The sequence below is a fragment of the Pseudomonas cannabina genome (genome assembly GCF_900100365.1).
Lineage (GTDB): Bacteria > Pseudomonadota > Gammaproteobacteria > Pseudomonadales > Pseudomonadaceae > Aquipseudomonas > Aquipseudomonas cannabina.
The window spans coordinates 2312677-2334971 of record NZ_FNKU01000001.1 but is presented as its reverse complement, the minus strand read 5'-3'; the positions used below and the strand labels follow the sequence as shown (position 1 = coordinate 2334971).

Below are 22295 nucleotides of genomic sequence, written 5' to 3'. Positions count from 1 at the left end.
TTCATTACTCTGGACCTGCCGCGCTTTGAATATCGATACCCGGATCAAATTCCGCCATCTGGTGTGCTTCCTCGAAGTGGCGCGTCAGGGCAGTCTGGCGCGCGCCTCGGATGCGTTGTCGATCAGCCAGCCCGCTTTGTCCAAAAGCATCAAGGAGCTGGAAACCCTGCTGGCGACCACGCTGTTCGTGCGCAGCAAGAGTGGTGCCGCGCTCACCGAAGCCGGCGTGGCCTTCATGCGCTTCGCCGGGCCGAGCGTTCAGGCTCTTCGTGAAGGGGTCAACAGCCTGCGTTCCGGCGAGCATGAAACGGTGACCGCGCGGCTGGGTGTGCTGTCGACGGCCGAAAGCCTGCTGGTTCCTGAGGTGGTCAGTCGCCTGCATGCGAAGCACCCGGCGCTGATCGTCAGTGTGATGACCGGGCCCAGCGCCTATCTGTTGTCGCAATTGCGGGTGGGCGAGCTGGATCTGGTGGTCGGGCGAATGACCGACAGCCCGCAGATTCAGGGCCTGACCTTCGAACACCTGTACAGCGAGTCGATGACGCTGGTGGTGCGTAACGACCACCCGTTGCTGGACGCGCCGCTCAAGCGTGAAAGCCTGGAGCGGTTCCCACTGGTGCTGCCGCTTGCTGGCACCACCATCCGCAAGTTTGCCGACAGCCTGTTCGTGCAGTGCGGAATCCAGATGCCGCGCCAGCGTCTGGAAACGCTTTCACTCAGCCTGAGCCGTCGTTACGTGCAATGCAGCAACGCCATCTGGATCGCGCCGCTGGATGCGGTTTCGCTGGAGTTGCAAGGCGGCACGCTGGTTGAGCTGGACATGGGCATTCGTGAACCGGGCGGTTCGGTCGGGTTGTGCAGTAACCCGGCGCTGCCGTTGAGCCGCGCGGCGCACTGGTGTGTCGATGAGTTGCGCAGTATCGGGGCAGCGTACCGCCAGGTGCAGCATCCATAATCATATGGTTATGGATGAATGGGTTTATTTCAGTTCTCCGTAAGCATGAGTTGCGCGACACTTTGCCGCAGCCTGTAGCGTAGGTGATCGATGCCTGCGCGCGCACAAGAAAAACAAGGAGAACGCCATGTCTGCCGCGGACAACAGCCGCTTCGTCATTCGTGACCGAAACTGGCACCCGAAAGCCCTGACCCCGGACTACAAGACTTCGATCCTGCGCTCGCCGCGCCAGGCGCTGGTCAGTATTCCGCAATCCATTTCCGAGACCTCAGGCCCGGACTTTTCGCATTTGCAGTTCGGCCCGCACGACAACGACCTGTTGCTCAATTTCAATCACGGTGGCTTGCCGATCGGCGAGCGCATCCTGATTGCCGGTCGGGTCTGCGATCAGTACGGCAAGCCGATCCCCCATACGCTGGTGGAAATCTGGCAGGCCAATGCGGGCGGTCGCTACCGTCATAAGCGCGATGCCTACCTGGCACCTATCGACCCCAATTTCGGCGGCGTCGGGCGCGCACTGACCGACAGCGAAGGCAACTACAGCTTCCGGACCGTCAAGCCTGGCCCGTACCCGTGGCGCAACGGCCCCAACGACTGGCGTCCGGCCCATGTGCATGTGTCGATCAGCGGCCCGTCGATCGCCACACGCTTGATCACGCAGTTGTATTTCGAAGGCGATCCGCTGATTCCGATCTGCCCGATCGTCAAGTCGATCACCAACCCGGATGCGGTGCAAAGCCTGATCGCCCGGCTCGATCTGGCGTTGGGCAACCCGATGGATTGCCTGGCGTATCGCTTTGACATCGTGTTGCGCGGCCAGCGCAAGACGCACTTCGAAAACGGCTGAGGAGGTTCGCCATGCCCGTACAACTGCTGCAAGAAACCCCTTCGCAAACCGCTGGCCCTTACGTGCACATCGGTCTCGCTCCGCAAGTGGCCGGCAATCCGCCCCGCGAGCTGGAGATCTGGAACGAGCTGGCCAAACCTGACGCGCCGGGCGAGCACATCGTGCTGCTGGGCAACGTCTTCGACGGCAACGGCCACTTGATCCGCGATGCGTATCTGGAGTTCTGGCAGGCCGATCACCAAGGCGTGTATGACACCGAGTTTCACCCGGAGCGGCCGTTCAATGGCTTCGGCCGCACGGCGACCACCGACGACGGCCAGTGGTTGTTGAAAACCATAAAACCGGGCTCGGTGCGCAATGCAGCGGGCGTGCCGATGGCGGCGCACGTCAACGTCTCGCTGTTCGCCCGTGGCATCAATATTCATCTGCAGACGCGGCTGTATTTCGACGACGAAGCGCAGGCCAATTCCATCGACCCGGTGCTGAACCTGATCGAGCAGCCGCCGCGTCGCGAAACCCTGATCGCGCGTCGCTGCACGCATGACGGCCGGTTGGCCTATCGTTTCGATATTTGCGTGCAGGGAGAAGACGAGACGGTGTTTTTCGATTTCTGAAGCAGTGTGCATGCGTTTCATGGCGCCTGCATCGGCAGGCGACCTTATAAAAATAAAAGGACACCGACATGACGCTTTCAGCCAGCGGGCCTGCATCGGGTACGCTCGACGTTCAGGCTTTCATCAACGCACAACCGCTGTCCGGGTATCAGTGGCGGGTGGTCGCCCTGTGTTTTCTGATTGTCTTTCTTGACGGTCTCGACACGGCCGCGATGGGCTTCATCGCCCCGGCGCTCAGTCAGGACTGGGGGATCGACCGCGCCAGTCTGGGCCCGGTGATGAGTGCGGCACTGATCGGCATGGTCTTTGGCGCATTGGGTTCCGGCCCGCTGGCTGACCGTTTCGGGCGCAAATGGGTGCTGGTGGTCGCGGTGTTCCTGTTCGGTATTTTCAGCCTGGCATCTGCCTACAGCAGCAACATCGATCAGTTGCTGGTGCTGCGCCTGTTGACCGGGTTGGGGCTGGGTGCAGCGATGCCCAACGCCACCACGCTGCTGTCGGAATACACCCCGGAGCGGCTCAAATCGTTGCTGGTGACCAGCATGTTCTGCGGTTTCAATCTGGGCATGGCGTGCGGCGGCTTTGTGTCAGCCAAGCTGATCCCGAGCATGGGCTGGCACAGCTTGCTGATGCTCGGCGGAATCCTGCCATTGATACTGGCGCTGGTGCTGATGGTCTGGCTGCCAGAGTCGGCGCGCTTTCTGGTGGTGCGCAACCGTGGCGCCGAGCAGGTACGCAAGGTGCTGGCGCCGATTGCTCCGAAGGTGGTGGCAAGCGTCACGGCGTTTACCGTGCCCGAGCAGAAAACCGTGAGCAGCCGCAATGTGCTGAAAGTGATCTTTTCCGGCACTTACAGTGCGGGCACGCTGTTGTTGTGGCTGACCTATTTCATGGGCCTGGTGATCGTCTACCTGCTGACCAGCTGGCTGCCGACGCTGATGCGTGACAGCGGCGCAAGCATGCAGCAGTCGGCGTTCATCGGTGCGTTGTTCCAGTTCGGCGGGGTGTTGAGCGCCGTGGGTGTCGGCTGGGCGATGGACCGTTACAACCCGCATAAGGTGATTGGCATCGCCTACGCGCTGGCGGGTGTGTTTGCGTATCTGGTCGGACAAAGTCTGGGCAATGTTGCGGTGCTGGCCACGCTGGTGCTGGTCGCGGGCATGTGCATCAATGGTGCGCAGTCGGCGATGCCGTCGTTGGCGGCGCGTTTCTACCCCACGCAGGGCCGCGCCACAGGCGTGTCATGGATGCTCGGGATCGGGCGTTTCGGTGCGATCCTTGGCGCATGGGCCGGTGCTACGCTGCTCGGCCTGGGCTGGAGCTTCGAGCAGGTGCTCACGGCGCTGGTGGTCCCGGCCGCCGTGGCCGCGCTGGCGATTCTGATCAAGGGCTGGGTCAGCCATGCCGACGCCACCTGAAACCATTCAATCTGGAGCGCTGATGTGAGCAGACCGGGTAACCAACTTTTCGACGCCTATTTCACTCAGGCAGACATGCGTGAAATTTTCTCGGACCAGGGCCGGGTGCAGGGCATGCTCGACTTCGAGGCCGCGCTGGCTCGGGCTCAGGCGCGGGTCGGCCTGATTCCGGCCAGTGTCGTGGCCGATATCGAACAGTGCTGTCGGCCGAACTGTTCGATTTCGATGAGCTGGCGATCGCCATCGGCAGCGCTGGCAACTCGGCGATTCCGCTGGTCAAGGCGCTGGGCAGGCAGATTGCCGCACACAGCCCGGAAGCCGAGCGCTACGTGCACATGGGCGCGACCAGCCAGGATGTGATGGACAGCGGGCTGGTGCTGCAACTGCGTCAGGCGACCGTATTGCTCGAGCGCGATCTTGCGCAACTGGCCGAGGCGCTGGCAGAGCAGGCGCAGCGTCATGCGGGTACGCCGCTGGCCGGACGCACCTGGTTACAACAAGCCACGCCCGTCACCCTGGGGATGAAAATCGCCGGCTGGCTGGGCGCGGTCACTCGCCATCGGCAACGCCTGGCCGAGCTCAAACCGCGCCTGTTGTGCCTGCAATTCGGCGGTGCTTCCGGCAGCCTCGCGGCGCTGGGTGATCAGGCGTTTCCGGTCGCAGAAGCACTGGCGAGTGAATTACAGCTGCAACTGCCCGAGCAGCCCTGGCACACCCAGCGCGACCGGCTGGTAGAGTTCGCCAGCCTGCTGGGCATGATCGCCGGCAGCCTCGGCAAGCTGGGGCGTGACCTCAGCCTGTTGATGCAGACCGAAGTGGGCGAAGTGTTCGAGCCCTCCGCGCCGGGCAAGGGCGGTTCTTCAACCATGCCGCACAAGCGTAATCCGGTCGGTGCTGCGGTGATGATCAGCGCGGCCACGCGGGCGCCGGGGCTGGTCGCCACCCTGCTGACGGCGATGCCGCAGGAGCATGAGCGCAGCCTCGGGCTGTGGCATGCCGAGTGGGAAACCCTGCCGGAGCTGTGCTGCCTAGTCTCCGGTTCGCTGCAACAGGCGTTGCAGGCCGTGCCCGGCTTGCAGGTCGACGCTGAGCGCATGCGCTTCAATCTGGAGTCCACTCAAGGCCTGGTGCTGGCCGAAGCCGTGAGCATCGCGCTGGCCCTGCGTATCGGTCGTGACGCCGCGCATCACCTGATCGAACAATGTTGCCGTCGTGCGGTGGAGCAGGGCGCGCATCTGCGTCAGGTGCTCGGCGAAAACCCGCAGGTCAGCGAGCAGCTTTCATCTGCCGAACTGGATCGCTTGCTGGATCCGGCTCATTACCTTGGCCAGGCCCGACTGTGGGTCGAACGCGCCGTGGCTGAACACACAAGGATTTCCCGATGACCGAAGACGAACGTTACCAGGCCGGCATGCAAGTGCGCCGCGCGGTGCTGGGCGATGCACATGTCGATAACAGCCTGAGCAAACTGACGCCGTTCAACGAAGAGTTTCAGGAGATGATCACCCGACACGCCTGGGGCGACATCTGGACCCGCCCGGGGCTGCCACGCCACACCCGAAGCTTGATCACCATCGCCATGCTGATCGGCATGAACCGTGAGGGCGAATTGCGTCTGCACCTCAAGGCCGCAAAAAACAACGGCGTGACCCGAGAAGAAATCAAGGAAGTGCTGATGCAAAGCGCAATCTACTGCGGCATTCCGGCGGCGAACGCGACGTTTCACTTGGCCGAAGCGGTGTGGGACGAGATGGGCGTGGAGTCGTTGAAGGAGGACTGAGAAGTCGCATAACGATCAGTGCTGCAGCGCGGCTTCATGCCTTACCCGCAATCACTGCCCATAAACCAAAGCGCTTTTTTATCGCGATGGCACTGGCGACGCAGAATGCGACGTAAGTGACGGCTGAGTCCTGGCGCTGATCCGGGGGATGCGAGGCAGGACGCCGAGCAAGCCGCACCGGGCCAAGGATGGCCCGTTGCGGCGGCCCCCGGATCAGTGTCAGGGCGAAGGAACCCGACGAAGTCGGGCCGGAAACGGAGCCGGAATTTTGGTTACTTTGATCCTTCAAAGTCACTCGCCGAGGGGCGAAAAGGTGATCTGAGTCGTAACCATACATCACTGACATCGCGGAACCGCCGTGTGACGCAGAGCGTCACGAACTGCATGCCGACGCGGAGCGTCAGCACGATAGTCAAACATATCCAACTGACATCGCAGAACCGCTGTGTGACGCAGAGCGCCACGATAGTCAACGCCGCAACGTTACTCAGGTTTTTTAGAGCAGCGACAGCGGATAGCTGACGATCACCCGGTTCTCGTCGAACTGGTTGGTGTTGTAATCACGGCGCATGGTCGAATTGCGCCACTTGAGCGACAGGCTTTTGAACGCGCCGCTTTGAAACACATAGACCAGCTCGGTTTCCCGTGCCCATTCTTCGCCATCGGTGATGGCACCTGTGTGCACGTTTTCGCCGCTGATGTAGCGGTTCATCAGCGTCAGGCCCGGTGCGCCCAGCGCTGCGAAGTCGTAATCGTGACGCAACTGCCAGGATTTCTCTCTGGCATTGTCGAAGCTGGAGTTGTAACTGTCGTTGGCCAGCGTGCCGCCGCTGGTGCCGTTGACGCGCATCCAGGCGCTGTCGCCGCTGACCTTCTGCAAACCCACGTAAAACGTGTTGCCGCCGTGTCGTGCGGAGAGCAGGGCGGACCAGGTCTTGTTGTCCAGATCGCCGGCCAGCGCCTGCCCGTCATCCTTGCCCTGGAAGTAACCGAGGTTGGCGCCCAGGCTCCAGCTGCCCAGCGGTTGACTGTGCAGCAGGTTGAAGTATTGCTGGTGATAGATGTCTTCGAGCTCGGCGTACCACACCCCGACCTGGGTACGTTTTTCGTTGAACACATATTCGCCGCCGCCAAAATTGAAACGGTCGGAGGTGAACGCTGCGCGGCCATTCAGGGACATGTCTTGCATGCTGGCGTCGTTGCGCGGGCTGTTGCCGCGGAACTGGCCGCCATACAGCGTCAGGTTGTCGATCTCCTTCGAGGTAATCTGTGCGCCCTGGAAGGTTTGCGGCAGTGAGCGGCCGTCATCCGAGCGCAGGATCGGCAGCACCGGCATCCATTCGCCCACCTTCAATTCGCTTTTCGAGAAGCGCGCCTTGCCTGCCACGGCCAGCCGGCCAAAGTCGTCGGCCGGGCTTCCATCGCTGTGAATCGGCAGCAATTGTGTGCCGCCAGTGCCTTTGCCGCCGTCCAGTTTCAGCGATTACAGGCCCAGCGCATCGACGCCGAAACCCACGGTGCCCTGGGTAAAGCCGGAGCGGGCGTCGAGGATGAAGTTCTGCGTCCACTCTTCGGCGTAATTCTGCGCATTGGCCGGGTCCACGAAGTTGCGGTTGATGTAGAAGTTGCGTAGGTTCAGATTGACCTTGGCATCGTCGACGAAGCCGTCGGCGTAGCTGGTGGTTGCCGAGAGGGCCACAGCGACGGCCGCAGAAAGGCCGCAAACGATTTTGCAGGAGGGATTCGAGCGCATGGAACTGACCTTTTTTGTAATTATCGAGTCGTTGTAGCTGGCTGCGATATTGAAATGCCGAAGCGTTGTCCGCAATTGTGAAAGCGTTGTTTGGGGCGATAATCGAACGTTAAGGAGGCGCTGCAAAAATAGCCAACTGTCCCCACCCTTGGCACACTAAGTTCCTTCAACAGCCTCCCTCTCCGTGAGCGTTACGCGCGTGCAGAAGACCTTCTCCGAACTCGAATATACCGGCAAGAAAAAGCAGACTCGCCGAGATCGCTTCCTGGCTGACCTTGAACAGTTGGTGCCCTGGGCCCTGCTGGAGGCGCAAGTGGCGCCGTTTTATAGCAACACCGCAGGCAAGCGCGGACGCCCTGCGATAGGGGTGTCGCGCATGTTGCGCATGTACGTCGTGCAGCAGTGTTTCGGTTTCTCCGATGAAGGTTGCGAAGATGCCGTCTACGACAGCCAGGCCATCCGCGGTTTTATGGGTATCGACCTGGGTCGCGAGTCTGCACCGGATGCCACCACCTTGCTGCGTTTTCGCCGCTTGCTGGAAGTCCATCAGCTAACCCGGCTGCTGTTTGAAACGATTAACCAGCATCTGGCCAGCCGGGGGCTGCTGCTCAAGGAAGGCACTATCGTCGACGCTACTCTGATCGCCGCGCCGCCCTCGGTCAAGAACCGAGAAGGCAAGCGTGATCCTGAGATGCATCAGGCCAGGAAAGGCAATCAATGGCACTTTGGGATGAAGGCCCACATTGGTGTAGACGCCACGTCGGGGCTGGTGCACAGCGTAGTAGGGACGGCCGCTAACGTGGCGGATGTCACCCAGGTTGGCCAGTTGCTTCACGGTGACGAAACCTATGTTTCGGGTGACGCTGGATACACCGGTGCGGCCAAGCGACCGGAGCATGCTGAACGGGACGTTATCTGGTCGATTGCAGAACGGCCAAGCAGTTACAAGCAGCACGGCGAAGGCAGCGTGCTGTATCGGGTCAAGCGCAAAATTGAATATGCCAAGGCGCAACTGCGTGCCAAGGTCGAGCACCCCTTCCAGGTAATCAAGGTGCGCTTCAATCATCGCAAGGTTCGCTACCGTGGGCTGGAAAAGAATACAGCGCAGTTGTTCAGTTTGTTTGGGTTGGCCAATCTGATGCTGGCCAAGCGGTATTTACAACAGACGGCAGGATAAATCCGTCTGAAAGGCGGGACTGGCCCGCCTTTCAGCAAAATGAGGGCAGAAATCTGCTCGAGAAACGTAAAATAAGGCCGGCAGGTTGAAAAAAACCGGCTTGGAAATGGGGACGGTGCGAACGGGTTAATTGTTCAGCGTCTCCTTAATGAACCGGTTCGAACATTTTATGCGAGACGCTGAAAAGGCTTGCTGCGATGTTCGCTGTTTTATGGCTCTGGTCTATGGACAGCCGAAGCGCACGCTGTCTTTTTTTGTGACAGATACAGGTCGACAACACTTGAACAGGGAAGCCCGATGAGCACTGCCAGCACGCCACTGTCCGGCGTCAATCAACCTCTTAAAGGGATTGGCTTCATTCTTCTGGCTACTTTTCTGTTTGCCAGTCACGACACACTGTCCAAATACCTGTCTGGTTTTTATCCGATCATTCTGGTGGTCTGGGCGCGTTATCTGGTGCATACATTGCTCATGGCCTGCATCTTCATGCCGTCTGCCGGGCTACGCGTGCTGCGCACCAAACGGCCTGGCTTGCAGGCGTTGCGCGCGCTGGCGCTGTTGGGCACCAGCCTCTTGTTCACCAGCAGCCTGATGTTCATCCCGCAGGCAGAGGCCACGGCAGTCAACTTTCTCGCGCCGCTGCTGGTCACCGCCTTGTCGGTGCCGCTGCTGCATGAGCGGGTGACGCGCGGGCAATGGATCGCGGTGGTGGTGGGGTTCGTCGGGGTGATGATCATCATTCATCCGGGCGGCGAGCTGTTCACGCCAGCGATTCTGCTGCCGTTGTCGTCGGCCCTGTGCTTTGCGCTGTATCAACTGCTGACCCGACTGGTGAGCCCGTTCGACAGCCCGACCATCAGCAACTTCTTTGCCGGTCTGTTCAACACGCTGTTGATGAGCGCGCTGGTGCCGTTTTTCTGGGAAGTGCCCGCGCTCAAGCACCTGCCGTTTTTGCTCGCGCTGGGTGCGTGCGGCATGTCCGCGCACCTGCTGCTGATCCAGGCCTTCCGCTTCGCCGCGCCCGCCATGCTCGCGCCGTTCAGCTATTGCCAGATCGTCTTCGCCGGGCTGTTGGGGTTTCTGGTCTTCGACCACATGCCATCACCGACCGCGCAGGCCGGCATCGCGATTATCTGCCTGAGCGGTCTGGCGGCGGCGTGGCAACAGCGGCGCAAGGGCGGGTGACACACGGTATGACGCAATTATTCCTTGAGCGTCGGGACTTTGCGCGGGGCCATGAAGTACAGCCACGTCAGTGCGATGAAATACATCGCCGGGATCATGGTGAACAGCACGTTGTAGTTGTTGTTGGTGGCCGTCAGCACCGCACCGACGATCTGGGTCATGAACATGCCGCCAATCGCCGCGCACATTCCGCCAAAGCCGAACACCGTGCTCATCATGTGCTTGGGCGTGTAATCCATCACCAGGCTCCAGATGTTCGCCGTCCAGGCCTGATGCGCGCCGACCGCTACAGAGATGGCCAGCACCGCCACCCACAGACCGCTGGCATTGGCGGCGAAGACCACGCTGCAAATGGTGATGGCGAACACCAGCATCGACAGCAGGCGCGCTTTGGTCGCCCGCATGCCGCGACCTATCAGCCACGATGACAGAATGCCGCCACCCACACTGCCAAAGTCGGCGGTCAGCCAGATAAGAATCAGCGGGATGCCCATCTGCGTCACACTGATCCCCAAGTTGTATTGCTGATTGAGAAACGGCGGCAGCCAGTACAGGTAAAACCAGAACACCGGTGCCGTGATCGCATACGCCAGCGCGAACGCCCAGGTGCCGCGCATCTTCAGAATGCCGGAGAACGGCACTTTCACCGGCTCGGGTTCGACCTCCTGATTGATGTAGTCCAGCTCGGTTTTGCTGACGGTCGGGTGTTCTTCCGGGTTGTAGTACTTCAAGCGCCACATGATGACCCAGATTATTCCCAGCGAACCCATCGCCACGAACGCCGCCTGCCAGCCCCACACCGTCAGTATCAATGGCAGCAAGGCCGGGGTCAGCATGGCACCGACGTTGGTGCCGGCATTGAAAATGCCGGTCGCCACTGCGCGCTCACCGGCCGGGAACCACAGGCGGGTCGTCTTCACGCAGGCCGGGTAGTTGGCCGCCTCGGTCAGGCCCAGAATGAAACGGCAGACCATGAAGCCGACGGCAGATGTCGCCAGACCATGCGCGCCGGTTGCCAGGCTCCACAACAGCACGGCGAGAAAGAACGCGCGCTTGACGCCAACCTTGTCGATAAACCGGCCTTGCAGCACGAAGCCCACGGCGTAACCGACCTGAAACCAGAAGTTGATGTTGGCGTAGTCCATCGCCGTCCAGCTCATTTCCTTGGCCAGAATCGGCTGCATGACCCCGAGCGCTGCCCGGTCGATGTAGTTCAGTGTCGTGGCGAAAAACACCAGAGCAAGCATGCCCCAGCGAGTCTTGCCCACGGCGAGTGCGCCGCGAATCTTTTCGCCCATCCCGGCATGGACGACGGGGGTGTTCTGAGGATTGAGCATGATGATCTAACCATCCGTTCCAGGACTGTGCTGCTGGCAACAGTCGGACTGAGAAGTCCACTCGATGCAGGCGTTGTGCAGGTAAAGTGAAGTCGTAGAACCGTGATTCGACTGGCCGATTGACTCAGGCTTTCAGCGAAACGATTCGTCGGGCCGACAATTTACAGGTTGGGCCGCGCAAGTGTGTTGGATTGTTTCAGGCGGCGCGAACCGGAACCGGGCCTGAGGCCGGGCAGGTTCGTCGGGCATGACGTCTGGCTAGACGGACGAGCGGGTGTTGTGGCGGAGCGAAGTGGGAGCACATGAGCAATGTTCCTGTTGTTTGAATTGTTATGGGTTGCTGCTGATGAAGCGAAAAAGCAAAACGTCCGACTGCGGGTCTATCCTGCAATGTGACGCTGATGTTGCGCATTGCGCGATACAGCGTCAATTGACTAAAACGGCTTCTGTTCGATAATCGAACGTAAAACTAACCAGTTCGTACACTTTAGGTTGCTGTAGGATTTTGACAGGCAAATACTTTATGCGCACCTCTGAATAAGCCATAAAAGGCCAGGAATACGGTGCGATCCCGTCGTGATCCAAGCCGGTCACGTTCATTCAGGAGCTGAAAAGCCTGCAGCGTTCAATTGCTACCGTATCCTTGAGCGGTACTCTGCCCGAAAAGCTCGAAGCCATCGCCGCAGCCGGCTTTGACGGCGTCGAGATTTTCGAAAACGACTTGTTGTATTACGACGGCAGCCCACGCAACGTCAGGCAGATCTGCGCCGACTTGGGGATCGCCATCACCCTGTTCCAGCCATTTCGCGATTTCGAAGGCTGCCGTCGCGACCGCCTGCAACGCAACGTGGACCGCGCTGAACGCAAATTCGACCTGATGCAGGAACTGGGCACCGATCTGGTGCTGGTCTGCAGCAATGCGTCTGCCGATTCGGTGGGCGATGAAAACATTCTGCTCGACGACCTGAGCCTGCTCGCCGAACGTGCGGGCGCCCGCAATCTGCGGGTCGGTTACGAGGCACTGGCCTGGGGCAGGCACGTCAACACCTGGCAGCAGGTCTGGAACCTCGTGCGTCAGGTCGATCATCCGGCGCTGGGCGTGCTGCTCGACAGTTTCCACACGTTGTCGCTCAAGGGCGACCCAAGCGCGATTGCGCAGATTCCGGGCGACAAGATTTTCTTCGTGCAGATGGCCGATGCGCCCATTCTGGCGATGGACGTGCTGGAGTGGAGCCGCCATTTCCGTTGCTTCCCCGGCCAGGGCGAGTTCGATCTGGCCGGTTTCCTTGCGCCGATCCTGCGCAGCGGTTACACCGGCCCGTTGTCGCTGGAAGTGTTCAACGACGGTTTCCGTGCCGCGCCGACCCGCGCCAACGCCGCCGACGGCTTGCGCTCGCTGCTTTATCTGGAAGAGAAAACCCGCCAGCTGCTGGCGCGTGACGAGCCTGCGACGGTGCCCGATGTGCTGTTCAGCCCACCGCCAGCCAGCACGTACAACGGTGTCGAGTTTCTTGAGTTCGCTGTCGACGAAAGCCACGGCGCTCGCTTGTCCGGCTGGCTGCAACGATTGGGTTTCGCCAAGCTGGGCCAACACCGTTCCAAAGCGGTCAGCCTGTTAGGGCAGGGTGATATCAGGATCGTGCTGAATGCCGAGCCGTATTCTTTTGCACACAGCTTCTTCGAGTCGCACGGGCCGTCGTTGTGTGCCACCGCCTTGCGTGTTAATGACGGTCATCAGTCACTGGAGCGGGCGCTTGCGTTCAAGGGGCAGCCCTATCGCGGGCTGGTCGGTCCCAATGAGCGGGAGATTCCGTCGGTGCGTGCGCCGGATGGCAGCCTGATTTATCTGGTCGACACGGCGGTGCCCGGCAATTCGATCTACGACAGCGACTTTGTCGTCGATCCTCAGGCAGTCGCCAAAGGCGGCTTGCAGCGCATCGACCACATGGCCATGGCGCTGCCGGCCGACAGCCTGGACAGCTGGGTGCTGTTCTACAAGAGCATTCTGGATTTCGAAGCCGACGACGAAGTCGTGTTGCCCGACCCTTACGGGCTGGTCAAAAGCCGCGCCTTGCGCAGCCGCTGCAGCACTGTGCGCCTGCCGCTGAACATTTCCGAAAACCGTAACACGGCTATTTCCCACGCGCTGTCGAGTTATCGCGGTTCCGGCGTGCACCACATCGCGTTCTCCTGCGAAGACATTTTTGCCGAAGTCAGCCGCGCCAAGGAAGCCGGCGTGCCGTTGCTGGATATCCCGCTCAACTACTACGACGACCTAGCGGCACGCTTCGATTTCGACGACGAGTTTCTCAGCGAACTGGCGTATTTCAACGTGTTGTATGACCGTGACGCACAAGGCGGCGAGCTGTTCCACGTTTACACCGACGCATTCGACGGGCGCTTCTTCTTCGAGATACTGCAACGCAAGAATGATTACGTGGGTTACGGCGCTGCCAACGTCCCGGTGCGCCTCGCGGCGATGGCCAAGGCGCGCAATGTGGCTGCACGCCAGACCCGGCTCTGAGCCAGGGCCGGCGCCAAGGACGCTGTGCGGGTTCAGTGCCCCTGCGGCTTTCCTCTGTCGCCGGTCGGCTTCATACTCCGCGTATCACTCGTGGTCATGAGCCAACAATGAAAACAACCGACGACTCCGTTGCCACCCGACCTGCCGCCGCTGTGCCGAAGGGGCGCAAGAACAATCCGGAGAAAACCCGCGAAGACATTCTCAAGTCCGCAGTCGCCGAATTCGTCGCCCACGGACTGACCGGGGCTCGCGTCGACGTCATTGCCGAGCGCACCAAAACCTCGAAGCGGATGATCTATTACTACTTTGGCAGCAAGGAACAGTTGTACGTCGAAGTGCTGGAAAAACTCTACGGCGCGATTCGCAACACCGAGAGCGAGCTGAATCTGGGCGAACTGGAACCGGTCGAGGCCATTCAGCGAGTGGTGGAGTTCACCTTCGATCACCACGACAACAACGTCGATTTCGTGCGCATCGTGTGCATCGAGAACATTCATTACGGCGAGAACGTCAAGCAGTCCGACACGATTCAAGCCCAGAGCCAGACGGTCATCAAGGCGCTGGACGGGATCCTGCGTCGCGGTGAGTCCAGCGGCCTGTTCCGCGACGGCGTTCACCCAGTGGACCTGCACTTGATGATCAGCTCGTTCTGCTTCTACCGCATCTCCAACCGCCACACGTTCAGCGAGATCTTCCAGATCGAGCTGTGGAGCGATGACGTCAAACAGCGTCACAAAGCGATGATCTGCGACGCTGTGCTGCGTTATCTCAAGCGCTGAGGCTTACAGGGTGTGGAAGTGCGCCATCATCCGTTGCGCATCAGCTAACTGGCCGCTGAACAGCTCGAACGCCTTGACCGCCTGAAACACCGCCATGGTGCTGCCATCCAGCGTCCGGCAGCCCAGCGCGCGGGCGTGCTTGAGCAATTCGGTTTCCAGCGGAAAGTAGATGATTTCCGCGACCCATAGCTCGGCGCGCAGCAACTCGACCGGCAAGGGCGTGCCCGGCAGTTTGGCCATGCCGACCGGCGTGGTGTTCACCAGCCCATCGGCCTCAGCCATCGCAGCCGGCAGATCGAGACCGACCAGAGCACGCCCGGCTCCGAAGTGGCTATTCAGGTTGTCCACCAGCCCTTGCGCGCGTTGCGGGTCCACCTCAAACACCGTCAAGCACTCGACGCCCGCGCTCAACAGCGCATGAGCCACGGCTGCACCGGCGCCCCCGGCACCCATCTGCACCACTTTTCGGCGCGGGGCCTGGTCCAGGCCGCGCTGGAAGCCTTCGGCAAAACCCAGGCAATCGGTGTTGTGGCCGATGCGTTTCCCGTCCTTGAAAACCACTGTGTTCACCGCCCCGATGCCACGCGCTTCATCGGACAGCTCGTCGAGCAGCGGGATGACTGCTTGCTTGCAGGGGAAGGTGATATTCAGGCCGGTAAAGCCACATTGCTGCGCGCCTTCAAGCAGGCGGGGCAGGGCGTTGATGTCCAGATCCAGCACGTCGATATCGATCAGCCGATACAGATAGCGCATGCCTTGTGCATCGCCTTCATGCTCGTGCATTGCAGGCGTGCGCGAGGCTTGAATGCCCGAGCCGATCAGGCCGGCGAGAACGGAGGGGGTCGCAGCTTGATTCATAGAATATGTCTCTTGTTTTTGTGACGCTGCCGGGATTGCAGGCAGGTGTTGAATGGAATGTACCAGATGGTTAATAGTGCTGCAGGTGGCAGGCGATTGCCATGCAGCGATGTTGTGCGGTGATCGCCCCAATCAGCGATAATCTCCGGCCAGCCGTTTCAGATCCAAGAGAGTCAGAGCCCCCGCATGTCCGATTCCGCGTTCAGTGCCACCCAGCAACAAGCCAGCACCCTGTACCTGCCACCCGGTCCCTGGACCACTGTGCTGGATTGCCTGTGCGCGAAATTCTCGGCGATCAGTCGCGAACAATGGCTGGACCGTATTGCCCGTGGCCGCGTGCTGGATGCTGATGGCAACACTATCGCGCCAGACCTGGCGTACCGCGAAGGGCTGAAAATCCACTATTTTCGCGAAGTGCCCAACGAGACGCCGATCCCGGTGGTGGAGACAATCCTGTACGCCGACGAGCACCTGGTGGTTGCCGACAAGCCGCATTTTCTACCGGTCACCCCGGCAGGTGAATACGTCGAGCAAACGCTGTTGCGCCGCCTGATTCATCGTCTGGACAATCCCGATCTGGTGCCGCTGCACCGCATCGACCGGCATACCGCCGGGCTGGTGCTGTTTTCCGCCAACCGGCAGACGCGCTCGGCCTATCAGGCGCTGTTTCCGACCCGGCGCATCGACAAGTTCTACGAAGCGATTGCGCCCGCGCTGCCGGGGCTGGAGTTTCCGCGTGTGCATGAAAGCCGTCTGGTCGAGGGCGAACCGTTTTTCCGCATGCAGGAAGGGCCAGGAGCCAGCAACACGCAGACGTGCATCGAGGTGCTCGAGCGGCAAGAGCACTTATGGCGTTACGGACTTTACCCGGTGACTGGCAAAAAGCATCAATTGCGCGTGCACATGGCTGCACTGGGCGCGGCGATCTGCAACGATCCGTTTTATCCCGATGCGCTGAAAAATCCAGTCGACAATTACCAGAACCCGCTGAAACTGTTGGCCAAGGGCCTGCGGTTTGTCGACCCGCTCAGCGGCGAAGCGCGTCAGTTCGAAAGCCTGCTGAAACTGGGCTGGTAGCCCACGGCGTCTTACGTTCAGGCCCAAAAAAACCCGCACTTGGCGGGTTTTTCGAATCAGTCACGCGACGCCCGGATCACAGATCCTTGACGGTACGTACCTGGTCCTTGTTGATGCGGGTTTCTTTACCGTCGAGCTGTTTGAACTCGTAGAAGCCCGAGTCTTCATCGTACTTCGGAGTATCGACAGCCTGGATTTCACGACCATCGTTCAGAGTGATCACAGTGGGCGATGCGCAACCGGCGAGGGAGGCGATGCTCAGTGCAAGCAGGAAGGCAGCGGGGAGGGTCCGTTGTTTCATTACTGTGTCTCCAGATGGATTCTTGATTACTTGAACTCTCAGACGGATTCACCGTCAGCAAGTTCCGTATACACGCCAGCAAGTTCGATTAACAGTCACTGGCCATCATTTTCGCCAATTCCGGCCAGCAGGCAGGGCGTGTTCAGGTTGGCGAGGCGCGGATCATCGGCTTGCAGTTGCAGGGCAACCGGTTGCAGTGACGCCATGGCCCGCCGCGGGCTGCGTTCGCCGGCCTGCCATGCGGCTTCCAGCGTTGCAGCGTGGGCGACCGGGATGATACATAAAAGCGGCTGCCAGTGCTGACCTTCACGCACCATCACCGGGCGCAGCGGGTATTCAAACGATTTTTCCCGAAGCGCTTGCAGCAGAGGCTCATCGACCTGTGGCACGTCACAGGGCAACACCAGTAGCCAGCCGTGCCGTGCCTGTGGCAGCGCGGCACGAATTCCGGCCAGCGGGCCGTTGAACTCGGTGTCGTCATCCTGCACCAGCTGATCGGCATAACCCGCGTAGCGTTCGGTATTGCGGTTACAGGAGATGATCAGGTCGTCGGTCAATGGCCGGACCACCTGATGCAGGTGATCGATCAGCGGTTTGCCCCGCCATTCGATCAAACCTTTGTCGCGCCCGCCCATGCGTTGCCCGCGGCCTCCGGCCAGCAGCAGGATCGAGCAAGGCGGCAGTGTGGCTCGGACATTCATCAAACACTCGGCGGGCAGGCAAAAGGAGTGCTGTGATATAACACCGGCCTGTTTCCTTAACAACCGGATGAGGCCATGAAAGCCAAGGCTGACACACCTTTCGTACCCCTGAATATCGCTGTATTGACCGTCAGCGATACCCGCACCCGCGAAACCGATACCTCGGGCCAGATGTTCGTCGACCGCCTGACCGCAGCCGGTCACGGCCTGATCGAGCGCGTGTTGCTCAAGGATGACTTGTACAAAATCCGCGCCCAGGTCGCGACCTGGATTGCCGACGATCAGGTGCAAGTCGTGCTGATTACCGGCGGGACCGGCTTTACCGGCCGAGACAGCACCCCTGAAGCGGTAGGCTGCCTGCTGGACAAGCAAGTCGATGGGTTTGGCGAGTTGTTCCGGCAGATTTCGCTGCCGGACATCGGCACCTCGACCATTCAGTCCCGCGCGCTGGCCGGGCTGTCCAACGGCACGCTGGTGTGCTGCTTGCCGGGCTCGACCAACGCCGTGCGCACTGGCTGGGACGGGATTCTTGCCGAGCAGCTCGATTCGCGTTTCAGGCCGTGCAACTTCGTGCCGCACCTCAAGCAGGCCGAACCCTGCGCGACCCGTGGTTGAGCGCGTATGAGTCACGAGCCGAAAGCCTTGTTGCCGGTTGAAGAGGCCATCGCCCGCCTGTTGGCGATGGCGGATGCGACACGGATCACCGAGCGCCAACACGTTTCGCTGGGCGATGCCGAAGGCCGGGTGCTGGCAGTGGACCTGGTGTCCACACTGGATTTGCCGCCGTGGCCGAACAGCGCCATGGATGGCTACGCCCTGCGGGTGGCAGACTGGACCGGCGAGCCGCTGGCTGTCAGCCAAAGCATTTTTGCCGGTCAGGCGCCCGAGCCACTGGCCCCGGGCACCTGCGCGCGAATCTTCACCGGCGCGCCGATGCCAGAGGGCGCCGATTGCGTCGAGATGCAGGAAAACGCCGAGGTGCTGGCGGACCAGCGGGTACGCTTCAGCGAGCCGCTCGGCATCGGTCAGAATATCCGTCCGCAAGGTCAGGAAACCCGCGTCGGTGACACCGTTCTGGCGGCTGGCACACGCCTCGGCCCCATCGAGCTGGGCCTCGCTGCCTCGTTAGGGCTTGCTGAACTGGACGTGATTCGTCGCGTGCGCGTCGCAGTGCTGTCCACTGGCGATGAGCTGATCGAGCCCGGTCAGGCGCTGGGGCCGGGGCAGATCTACAACAGCAACCGGGTGTTGCTGTGCGCCTGGTTGAAACGCCTGCAATGCGAGGTTATCGATGCGGGCATCCTGCCGGACGATCTGCCGCAGACGCGTGCGGCGCTGGCGAACCTGCACGACGTCGATCTGATTCTTTCCACCGGCGGCGTTTCGGTGGGCGAGGCTGACTTTCTCGGCCATGCGTTGCGTGAAGACGGCGAGCTGGCGCTCTGGAAACTGGCGATCAAACCCGGCAAACCACTGACCTGCGGGCACTTCCGTGGTGTGCCGGTTATCGGTCTGCCTGGCAATCCTGCGTCCACGCTGGTCACGTTCGCTTTATTGGCTCGCGCTTACCTGCTGCGTCGTCAGGGTGTGCTTGACGTTGCGCCGTTGCAGTTTCCGGTGCCGGCCGGCTTCGTCTGGACACGTCCCGGTAATCGTCGCGAGTATCTGCGTGGTCGTCTGGAGCAGGGCAAGGCGGTGATCTACCGCAATCAGAGCTCTGGTGTACTGCGCAGCGCGGCGTGGGCCGATGGATTGATCGAGGTGCGCGAAGGCAAAACCGTCGCCGAAGGTGACTGGGTCAATTTCATCCCGCTGAGTGAAGTGCTCGGCTGAGTGCATTCGAATGGTGGGTCGGGGACACATGAGCTACCCTCAACAACGCTGACAAGTTGGGCAACCGGACTTCGCCCTGGAGTATTGTTATGGCGTCACTGAGAGTGGCTTGTGTTATCCCGACCTACAACGGTCGCAAGGATCTTGATCGCCTGCTGGATTCGCTGGCGACACAGACCGCAACCTTCGACACGCTGATCGTCGACTCCAGCTCGTCGGACGGCACGCTGGAACTGGCCCAGGCGCGCTGCGCCAATGTCATGCGCATCGACAGCAAGGATTTCAACCACGGTGGCACCCGGCAGATGATGGTCGATGTGCACCCCGACTATGACGTCTACGTCTACATGACCCAGGACGCCTATGTCGAAGATGTCGACGCCATTGCCAATATATTACTGCCCTTCGCCGACCCGAAAGTCGGGGCGGTCTGCGGCCGCCAGTTGCCGCACAAAGACGCCAATCTGCTGGCCCAGCACGCGCGGCTGTTCAATTATCCGCCGACCTCGCAGATCAAAACACTGGCCGACGCCGGCACGCTGGGTATCAAGACGCCATTCATGTCCAACTCCTTTGCGGCCTATCGCGGCGAGGCGCTGCAGGCTGTGGGCGGCTTTCCTCGGCATGTGATCCTGTCCGAAGACATGTACGTTACCGCCAAGATGCTGATCGACGGCTGGAAAGTCGCCTATGAAGGCTCTGCGGTATGCCGTCACTCGCACAATTACACGCTGCGCGAGGAGTTCTGCCGCTATTTCGACATCGGCGTATTCCAGTCCCGTGAGGCATGGATCTACGAAACCTTCGGTGGCATCGCGGGCGAGGGCATGCGCTACGTGAAATCCGAACTGACCTTCCTCGGCCCGCGCCGTTTGCTCTGGTGGCCCATGTCGTTCGTGCGCAACGCGCTGAAGTTACTGGCCTACAAGCTGAGCAAGCAGGAAAGCCGCCTGCCCAAGGGCGTGAAGAAAAAGCTCGGGATGTACAAACGTTACTGGGACAGCCCTTACGCCTGACTGTCCCGGCGGCTCAACGTGGCTCAGCTCTTCGCCGCTTCTTCATCCAGTCGGTCGGACTAGAACAATTGGGCGAGGTCGGCCCTGGCTTCACGGGCGGTCTGCAATACTTTGGCGTCGTCGTCATAGACCTCGTGCTGAGCGGCCAGCACTTGTTCGTCATGACGCTTGAAGCGACTGATGCGCGCATTGGCCTGCTCTTCGCTCAGGCCCAGCCCCATGAGCGTCTGACGGCTCATTTCCAGACTCGAATAGAACGTTTCACGCACCGCGTGAGCGCCGAGGTCCATCAGGCGATGGACGTGCTGGCGGTTACGTGCGCGAGCGATGATTTTCATGTGCGGGTACAGTTTGCGGATCAGCTCGGCGGTCTTGATATTGGTGTCGGGATCGTCGGTCGCGATGACGAAGTATTCGGCTTCATCGACCTTGGCGGCACGCAGGATTTCCGGACGCAGCGGGTCGCCATAGAACACCGGCACGTTACCGAAGCTGCGCGAAAACTCGATGGACTCGACGGCGGTGTCCAGCGCGATGAAAGGGATTTTCTGTGCGCGCAGAATCCGCGCCACGATTTGCCCCATACGGCCCATGGCAGCGATCACCACCCGGGGTTTGTCGGTCTGGATATCGCGGTATTCCTCCGGCACTTCCACCGGCTTGACCCTGGGTTTGATCCAGCGCGCCAGCGCTATGAACAGCAACGGTGTGATCGCCATCGACAGGGTGATGGTCAGCACCAGCATGTCATACAGCCCGGCTTCGAACAGCCCTTGCGCGCTGCCAATCTTGAACACCACGAAAGCGAACTCACCGTCTGCGGCGAGCACCAGCCCCAGTTGCAGCGCGCTGCGGTTGTTCAGACCGCCTGCGGTGCGGCCGATCAGGAACAGCATGGGCAGCTTGATGCCGATCAGCAGCAGGGTCAGGGCCAGAACGGTCAGCGGCGAACTGAGCAGCAAACCGAGGTTGGCACCCATGCCGACGCTGATGAAGAACAGGCCCAGCAGCAAGCCTTTGAACGGCTCGATCTGCGCTTCCAGCTCATGACGGTATTCCGAATCGGCCAGTAGCAGACCGGCCAGAAACGCGCCCTGCGCCATGGAAACGCCCACCAGCTCCATCAGCCAGGCGGTGCCGATGACCACCAGCAGGGCCGTGGCGGTGGACACTTCCTGAATCCTGGTCTTGGCGACAATCCGGAACACCGGACGCAGCAGATAACGTCCGCCAATCACCACGATGGCAATGCTGCCCAATACGCGCAGGCCGTGGTTCAGGCTGTCGCCGGTCGTCATCGCTTGGTCGGCCCCGGCGAGGAACGGCACCATGGCGATCAGCGGGATCGCGGCAATGTCCTGAAACAACAGAATGGCGAACGCCATCCGGCCGTGCGGGCTGTTCAGTTGTTTACGTTCCGCCAGACTCTGCAAGCCAAAGGCGGTGGACGACAAGGCCAGGCCCAGGCCGAGAATGACGGCGGTATTCAATGACTGGCCGAAGGCGAACAGCGCAATGCCGCCAATCACCAGCCCGGTCAACACCACCTGCGCCATGCCAACGCCGAACACCGCCTTGCGCATCACCCACAGGCGTTTCGGTGACAGTTCGAGGCCGATGATGAACAGCAACAACAACACGCCGAGTTCGGAGATGTGGCTGACACTCTCCGTGTCGCCGATCAGCCCGAGCACCGAAGGGCCAATGATCACGCCAGCGAACAGATAGCCGATGACCGCGCCCAGTTGCAGACGCTTGGCCAGCGGCACGGTCAGGACGGCGGCCAGTAAAAACACCACTACGGCCTGCAGCAGGCTGCCTTCATGGGGCATGTAAAACTCCTTGGTAATAATTGAACGCACTGTTGAAGCAGGGCGGTATTAGGCTCTGTACGAGAAGTCGCCGAGCGAAGGTCAGGCAAGGCAAAAACAGGCGAGGAACGGCCGGGGTCGCGTTCGACTATACGTGTTGTAAATGAGCATTCCGATTGGACTCGCATCCGAACCTGTTTTTAACGCAGCATCACCGAGCGCAGCCACTTTTCGTACAGAGCCTAAAGCACGTGAGTCTGGCACGGCAATTTCGATTGGGCATGACGATAATCAACACGGTTAATGTTTGACTGAGGGGCGTATGAAGG

At 60.7% G+C, this 22295-nt stretch carries 18 protein-coding genes and 2 pseudogenes; 14 read left to right on the top strand and 6 right to left on the bottom strand.

Annotated elements, in window-relative coordinates:
- Nucleotides 1–25 precede the first annotated feature (25 nt).
- The 6 genes and pseudogenes from pcaQ to pcaC all read left to right on the top strand — a co-directional run bounded on the left by pcaQ (nt 26) and on the right by pcaC (nt 5614).
- On the top strand, nt 26–955 hold the full coding sequence (gene pcaQ, locus BLT55_RS11035; protein WP_055001810.1) for a pca operon transcription factor PcaQ: 930 nt from the start codon (nt 26–28) through the stop codon (nt 953–955).
- Between the two features lie 127 nt (nt 956–1082).
- On the top strand, nt 1083–1802 hold the full coding sequence (gene pcaH, locus BLT55_RS11030) for a protocatechuate 3,4-dioxygenase subunit beta (RefSeq protein WP_007249894.1): 720 nt from the start codon (nt 1083–1085) through the stop codon (nt 1800–1802).
- A gap of 11 nt (nt 1803–1813) precedes the next feature.
- Complete coding sequence (pcaG, locus tag BLT55_RS11025) at nt 1814–2416, top strand: protocatechuate 3,4-dioxygenase subunit alpha (RefSeq protein WP_055001809.1); 603 nt, start codon at nt 1814–1816, stop codon at nt 2414–2416.
- Nucleotides 2417–2484: 68 nt separating this feature from the next.
- A complete protein-coding gene (gene pcaK / locus BLT55_RS11020; RefSeq protein ID WP_055001808.1) occupies nt 2485–3834 on the top strand; it encodes a 4-hydroxybenzoate transporter PcaK in 1350 nt (449 codons plus the stop codon).
- A gap of 75 nt (nt 3835–3909) precedes the next feature.
- Nucleotides 3910–5219: pseudogene (locus BLT55_RS11015) on the top strand (3-carboxy-cis,cis-muconate cycloisomerase).
- A complete protein-coding gene (gene pcaC / locus BLT55_RS11010; protein WP_055001807.1) occupies nt 5216–5614 on the top strand; it encodes a 4-carboxymuconolactone decarboxylase in 399 nt (132 codons plus the stop codon). The pseudogene BLT55_RS11015 and the gene pcaC overlap by 4 nt, the downstream one beginning before the upstream one ends.
- A gap of 496 nt (nt 5615–6110) precedes the next feature.
- On the opposite strand, the pseudogene BLT55_RS10995 reads toward pcaC, so the two are convergent.
- Nucleotides 6111–7367: pseudogene (locus BLT55_RS10995) on the bottom strand (OprD family porin).
- A gap of 199 nt (nt 7368–7566) precedes the next feature.
- On the opposite strand from BLT55_RS10995, the gene BLT55_RS10990 reads away from it, so the two are divergent.
- Together BLT55_RS10990 and BLT55_RS10985 are read left to right on the top strand one after the other, a co-directional pair.
- Nucleotides 7567–8544 (top strand): IS5 family transposase, encoded by a 978-nt coding sequence (locus BLT55_RS10990; RefSeq protein ID WP_007247761.1) that lies wholly within the window; start codon nt 7567–7569, stop codon nt 8542–8544.
- Nucleotides 8545–8841: 297 nt separating this feature from the next.
- Nucleotides 8842–9729, top strand: a complete 888-nt coding sequence (locus BLT55_RS10985) for a DMT family transporter (RefSeq protein ID WP_054999234.1) — start codon at nt 8842–8844, stop codon at nt 9727–9729.
- A 17-nt stretch (nt 9730–9746) separates the two neighbouring features.
- Here the strand turns inward: BLT55_RS10985 and BLT55_RS10980 are convergent, their stop codons facing one another.
- The gene (locus BLT55_RS10980) at nt 9747–11066 is read right to left on the bottom strand and encodes an MFS transporter (protein WP_054999235.1); all 1320 of its coding nucleotides are present in this window, start codon (nt 11064–11066) and stop codon (nt 9747–9749) included.
- A 616-nt stretch (nt 11067–11682) separates the two neighbouring features.
- On the opposite strand from BLT55_RS10980, the gene quiC reads away from it, so the two are divergent.
- A complete protein-coding gene (quiC, locus tag BLT55_RS10975) occupies nt 11683–13590 on the top strand; it encodes a 3-dehydroshikimate dehydratase QuiC (RefSeq protein ID WP_054999236.1) in 1908 nt (635 codons plus the stop codon).
- Between the two features lie 107 nt (nt 13591–13697).
- Entirely contained in the window at nt 13698–14369 is a 672-nt protein-coding gene (locus BLT55_RS10970; protein ID WP_054999237.1) for a TetR/AcrR family transcriptional regulator, read from the top strand.
- A gap of 3 nt (nt 14370–14372) precedes the next feature.
- On the opposite strand, the gene BLT55_RS10965 is transcribed toward BLT55_RS10970, so the two are convergent.
- Entirely contained in the window at nt 14373–15227 is an 855-nt protein-coding gene (locus BLT55_RS10965) for a shikimate dehydrogenase (RefSeq protein WP_054999238.1), read from the bottom strand.
- Nucleotides 15228–15413: 186 nt separating this feature from the next.
- Here BLT55_RS10965 and BLT55_RS10960 point away from each other — a divergent pair, with 186 nt between their 5' ends.
- Nucleotides 15414–16304, top strand: coding sequence for a pseudouridine synthase (locus BLT55_RS10960; RefSeq protein ID WP_054999239.1), 891 nt, complete (start codon nt 15414–15416; stop codon nt 16302–16304).
- 76 nt (nt 16305–16380) lie between these two features.
- Here the strand turns inward: BLT55_RS10960 and BLT55_RS10955 are convergent, their stop codons facing one another.
- Nucleotides 16381–16605: a YgdI/YgdR family lipoprotein gene (locus tag BLT55_RS10955; RefSeq protein WP_007249882.1), complete on the bottom strand. Its 225-nt coding sequence runs from the start codon at nt 16603–16605 to the stop codon at nt 16381–16383.
- A gap of 95 nt (nt 16606–16700) precedes the next feature.
- Nucleotides 16701–17306, bottom strand: coding sequence for a molybdenum cofactor guanylyltransferase MobA (gene mobA / locus BLT55_RS10950; RefSeq protein WP_054999240.1), 606 nt, complete (start codon nt 17304–17306; stop codon nt 16701–16703).
- A 75-nt stretch (nt 17307–17381) separates the two neighbouring features.
- Here mobA and moaB point away from each other — a divergent pair, with 75 nt between their 5' ends.
- The 3 genes from moaB (at nt 17382) to BLT55_RS10935 (ending at nt 20155) form a co-directional block, all read left to right on the top strand.
- Nucleotides 17382–17921 carry a molybdenum cofactor biosynthesis protein B gene (gene moaB, locus BLT55_RS10945; RefSeq protein ID WP_054086900.1) on the top strand — a complete coding sequence of 180 codons (540 nt, stop codon included), beginning with the start codon at nt 17382–17384 and terminating at the stop codon, nt 17919–17921.
- 6 nt (nt 17922–17927) lie between these two features.
- On the top strand, nt 17928–19139 hold the full coding sequence (locus BLT55_RS10940; RefSeq protein WP_054999241.1) for a molybdopterin molybdotransferase MoeA: 1212 nt from the start codon (nt 17928–17930) through the stop codon (nt 19137–19139).
- An 89-nt stretch (nt 19140–19228) separates the two neighbouring features.
- The gene (locus BLT55_RS10935) at nt 19229–20155 is read left to right on the top strand and encodes a glycosyltransferase family 2 protein (RefSeq protein WP_054999242.1); all 927 of its coding nucleotides are present in this window, start codon (nt 19229–19231) and stop codon (nt 20153–20155) included.
- 59 nt (nt 20156–20214) lie between these two features.
- Here the strand turns inward: BLT55_RS10935 and BLT55_RS10930 are convergent, their stop codons facing one another.
- Nucleotides 20215–21987: a monovalent cation:proton antiporter-2 (CPA2) family protein gene (locus BLT55_RS10930; RefSeq protein ID WP_054999243.1), complete on the bottom strand. Its 1773-nt coding sequence runs from the start codon at nt 21985–21987 to the stop codon at nt 20215–20217.
- Nucleotides 21988–22295 lie beyond the last annotated feature (308 nt).

Coding starts and splice junctions, on each gene's coding strand:
- pcaH (WP_007249894.1), top strand. CDS start 1,083: ATGTCTGCCGCGGACAACAGCCGCTTCGTCATTCGTGACCGAAACTGG.
- pcaG (WP_055001809.1), top strand. CDS start 1,814: ATGCCCGTACAACTGCTGCAAGAAACCCCTTCGCAAACCGCTGGCCCT.
- pcaK (WP_055001808.1), top strand. CDS start 2,485: ATGACGCTTTCAGCCAGCGGGCCTGCATCGGGTACGCTCGACGTTCAG.
- pcaC (WP_055001807.1), top strand. CDS start 5,216: ATGACCGAAGACGAACGTTACCAGGCCGGCATGCAAGTGCGCCGCGCG.
- BLT55_RS10985 (WP_054999234.1), top strand. CDS start 8,842: ATGAGCACTGCCAGCACGCCACTGTCCGGCGTCAATCAACCTCTTAAA.
- BLT55_RS10980 (WP_054999235.1), bottom strand. CDS start 11,066: ATGCTCAATCCTCAGAACACCCCCGTCGTCCATGCCGGGATGGGCGAA.
- BLT55_RS10970 (WP_054999237.1), top strand. CDS start 13,698: ATGAAAACAACCGACGACTCCGTTGCCACCCGACCTGCCGCCGCTGTG.
- BLT55_RS10965 (WP_054999238.1), bottom strand. CDS start 15,227: ATGAATCAAGCTGCGACCCCCTCCGTTCTCGCCGGCCTGATCGGCTCG.
- BLT55_RS10960 (WP_054999239.1), top strand. CDS start 15,414: ATGTCCGATTCCGCGTTCAGTGCCACCCAGCAACAAGCCAGCACCCTG.
- BLT55_RS10955 (WP_007249882.1), bottom strand. CDS start 16,605: ATGAAACAACGGACCCTCCCCGCTGCCTTCCTGCTTGCACTGAGCATC.
- mobA (WP_054999240.1), bottom strand. CDS start 17,306: ATGAATGTCCGAGCCACACTGCCGCCTTGCTCGATCCTGCTGCTGGCC.
- moaB (WP_054086900.1), top strand. CDS start 17,382: ATGAAAGCCAAGGCTGACACACCTTTCGTACCCCTGAATATCGCTGTA.
- BLT55_RS10940 (WP_054999241.1), top strand. CDS start 17,928: ATGAGTCACGAGCCGAAAGCCTTGTTGCCGGTTGAAGAGGCCATCGCC.
- BLT55_RS10935 (WP_054999242.1), top strand. CDS start 19,229: ATGGCGTCACTGAGAGTGGCTTGTGTTATCCCGACCTACAACGGTCGC.
- BLT55_RS10930 (WP_054999243.1), bottom strand. CDS start 21,987: ATGCCCCATGAAGGCAGCCTGCTGCAGGCCGTAGTGGTGTTTTTACTG.